Source organism: Microcoleus sp. S28C3 (assembly GCF_036700785.1).
Classification (GTDB): Bacteria; Cyanobacteriota; Cyanobacteriia; order Cyanobacteriales; family Microcoleaceae; genus Microcoleus; species Microcoleus asticus.
Map to the genome: position 1 here is coordinate 55,105 of NZ_JAUBPO010000018.1, position 3,199 is coordinate 58,303.

Consider the following 3,199-nt stretch of genomic DNA (forward strand, 5'->3'; position numbering starts at 1 on the left):
GTCACTGCTTGCAGAAGCCAATGTCAAGCCATCTGGACTAAAGGCGACACTCCAGACCGAATCGCTGTGACCGGTGATGGTAGCAATGGATTTTTGGGTTTCTAGGTGCCACAGTTTGATGGTGTTGTCACTGCTTGCAGAAGCCAATGTCAAGCCATCTGGACTAAAGGCGACACTCCAGACCGAATCGCTGTGACCGGTGAGGGTAGCGATGGGTTTTTGGCTTTGCAGGTTCCACAGTTTGATGGTGTGGTCACTGCTTGCAGAAGCCAATGTCAAGCCATCTGGACTAAAGGCGACGCTTCGGACATGATTGCTATGCCCGGTGAGGGTAGCGATGGGTTTTTGGCTTTGCAGGTTCCACAGTTTGATGGTGTGGTCACTGCTTGCAGAAGCCAATGTCAAGCCATCTGGACTAAAGGTGACGCTATTGACCGAATTGCTATGCCCGGTGAGGGTAGCGATGGGTTTTTGGCTTTGCAGGTTCCACAGTTTGATGGTGTGGTCACTGCTTGCAGAAGCCAATGTCTTGCCATCTGGACTAAAAGCGACCCTTCTGACAGAATTGCTATGCCCTTCCAAACTATTGCGCTCTTTTACTGCGGACGCTGCTTGTTGCAGCGCAGCTATCACTCGTCCTCTAATATGCTTTGTCGTCTCGGATGAAGAATCTAGTTGTTTGAATGCTTGCCCTGCCTTTAATGCTTCCAACAGTGCTTGGAATGTCTGTCCTGAACGAAATGATTCATTAGAAAAAGCAGTTTCCTGGATGACATTTGCTAAATTCTGAGCTTGAGTGATTTTATAAGTGGCCAATTGCTGTGCTTTAATTAGCGTCTGATTCGCCTCAGTCAAAATTTTATTCGCTTGTTTTTGTGCTTCTAACTCTCGTTCAACTTCCCGTTGTTGGACTTCCCGACTGGCATTTAAAAACTGATAATCCAAATCGCTCAAACTTTTATCGGCTGCCCAAGTTTGAGCATCTTGCAAGGCTTGACCCCGCAACAGTCGCGATTCATCTTGGCAATCAGACTCTATCCAAGCTTTAAAACTTTCGCTGTAAGGGCGAAGTTCCGCTAATTGCTTTTCCACCCAATCTAGGTTAAAAACCGATTGATAAATCCGGTTATAAACTTTAAGTTTTCCAGACTGCTTAACTACCAACCCAGTTAATCGCAGTTCCATTTGTTCGGGACTATCATCAGTCGCTATTTCATTGTGCTGCAAAATTTGCTGATATAGTCCCAATAACCTACTTGCCCGTTGTTCGCTGCGTAAAATGCGATCGCGAATCGTCTTTAAATGCTCTGGCTCATCCTGCCCTTCCCAATTCTCAATTACTTTTTCTCGAACTAAACTTCCTACCCATTCAGCGGGATTTTGCATGAAGGCATAGTTGGCATAATTGAGCAGTAATTTACAAACTTTTTGCGTTAAAAACGGCTGTCCTCCTGTCCAATATAACACCGATTCTAACAATACTTGAGAATTTTCTGCTTGAGCTTCTAACCCGACTGCCAAAGGTTGCGCTTCTGCTAATTGAAACCCCGTTAACTCTATCCCTCGACCAATATTAAAAGGAGTGCGTCGCTTGTCTTGAATTAAATCTGAGGGAGTTGCCACCCCTAACATCGTAAATGTCAAGCGACGATAATCGGGTTTATCAGCTCGATTATTATAGCAATCACGAATCACAGCAAAAAAATCTTCTATTTTAAAGTTTAAGCTGATTAAGCTGTCCGATTCATCGACAAAAATCACTATATTTGCTGAAATTTTATTGAGCAATACTTCTTCAATAAATTTACTAAATCGTTTAACATTCGATAGTAACCTATTCTGCTCCCACCATTCATCTAAATCAAAAACGTCATACAAATTTAATCTGCTGACGATGCTATCTATCACGCCTGCGTACCACTCTTCTGGCGTAATATCTGAGGTGCCAATTTCTGTGATATCAATGCTACTACAGGCGATTCCCTCTGCTTGTAACCGCTGCATTGTCCGCACTCGCAGTGATGATTTTCCCATTTGTCGGGAATTAAGAACATAGCAGAATTCTCCGGCTTTTAAAGCTTGATAAAGTTCTTCATCCGCCTTTCGAGTGACATAAGTTGGGGCGTTTGCCGGAAGGCTCCCTCCAACTTGATATTGATAATCCTTCATAAGTCATTGTTAATTTATAGGTGGAAAATCAGAAAGTTAAGGAATCAATTTGTACAGCCGTACAGGTTCATAAATTTCCTTTAACTCTTGCATACCTAAGTCAATTACCTTTAAAGATAAATGGGTTTAACGATTTTTTTGCTGTTAATCACTTGTCTAATTATTGCTGCTAGTTCGGCATTTTTTTCCAATTTAACTAAATGGCGCCGTAAACGGTCGTAGTAAGGGCTTTCTTCAGTAGGAGCGACTTTTAGCAACCGATCTAAGTAGGTAAGCGGGATTAAACCGAGCTATGTAACAGTATGTAAACAGGGCTAACTTAGCCACGGTTAGGGAATGTGGATACTTTACAATCGTTTACATAATTGTGTTTTACAGCGCCTACCTACTTAAGGTAATTCTCCCCTTGGCAACTTGGTAGAGAGCAACTCGCACTAAATAAGGATGACCACCCACCATTTCCCTTAAGTCACAAATCTCTTGATTTGACCAATTTAATCGGTGTCGATTCACTAAATTTGTTACCTGTCTCTGATTTGATTGACTATTGGCTAAGGTAATCAGCACACATCTGTTTATCCTCTGCTGTCACTTTCGGGTTGGTTCTGAGATAATTGCCGAGCCAGTTGCAGCCAAATGCCATCAGTTTATCGAAATCCCAAGTCCACAGTTTGATGGTTTTGTCACCGCTAGCGGAAGCCAAAGTTTTGCCATCGGGACTAAAGGCGACGCTATATACCGGATTCTTATGCGCGGTGAGGGTAGCAATGGGTTTTTGGCTTTCGAGATGCCACAGTTTGATGGTGTTGTCGTTACTTGCAGAAGCCAAAGTCAACCCATCAGGACTAAAGGCCACACTCAAGACCGAATTGCTATGCCCGATGAGGGTAGCAATGGGTTTTTGGCTTTCGAGGTGCCACAGTTTGATGGTGTAGTCACTGCTTGCAGAAGCCAAAGTCAACCCATCGGGACTAAAAACAACGTTATAGACTGGATTGCTATGCCCGCTGAGGGTAGCGATGGGTTTTTG

3 protein-coding genes and 1 pseudogene are annotated in these 3,199 nt (G+C 43.4%); all 4 read right to left on the reverse strand.

The features are described from left to right. A partial coding sequence (locus QUA13_RS08000) for an AAA-like domain-containing protein (protein ID WP_333197823.1) occupies positions 1-2,169 on the reverse strand: 2,169 nt, incomplete at its 3' end. 110 nt (positions 2,170-2,279) lie between these two features. Continuing rightward, the gene (locus tag QUA13_RS32695) at positions 2,280-2,426 is read right to left on the reverse strand and encodes an AAA-like domain-containing protein (RefSeq protein ID WP_445242688.1); all 147 of its coding nucleotides are present in this window, start codon (positions 2,424-2,426) and stop codon (positions 2,280-2,282) included. 124 nt (positions 2,427-2,550) lie between these two features. After that, entirely contained in the window at positions 2,551-2,736 is a 186-nt protein-coding gene (locus tag QUA13_RS32700; protein WP_445242689.1) for an AAA-like domain-containing protein, read from the reverse strand. Further along, positions 2,714-3,199 (reverse strand): annotated as a pseudogene (locus QUA13_RS08005) (WD40 repeat domain-containing protein); the annotation flags it as partial. The pseudogene QUA13_RS08005 and the gene QUA13_RS32700, both read right to left, overlap by 23 nt.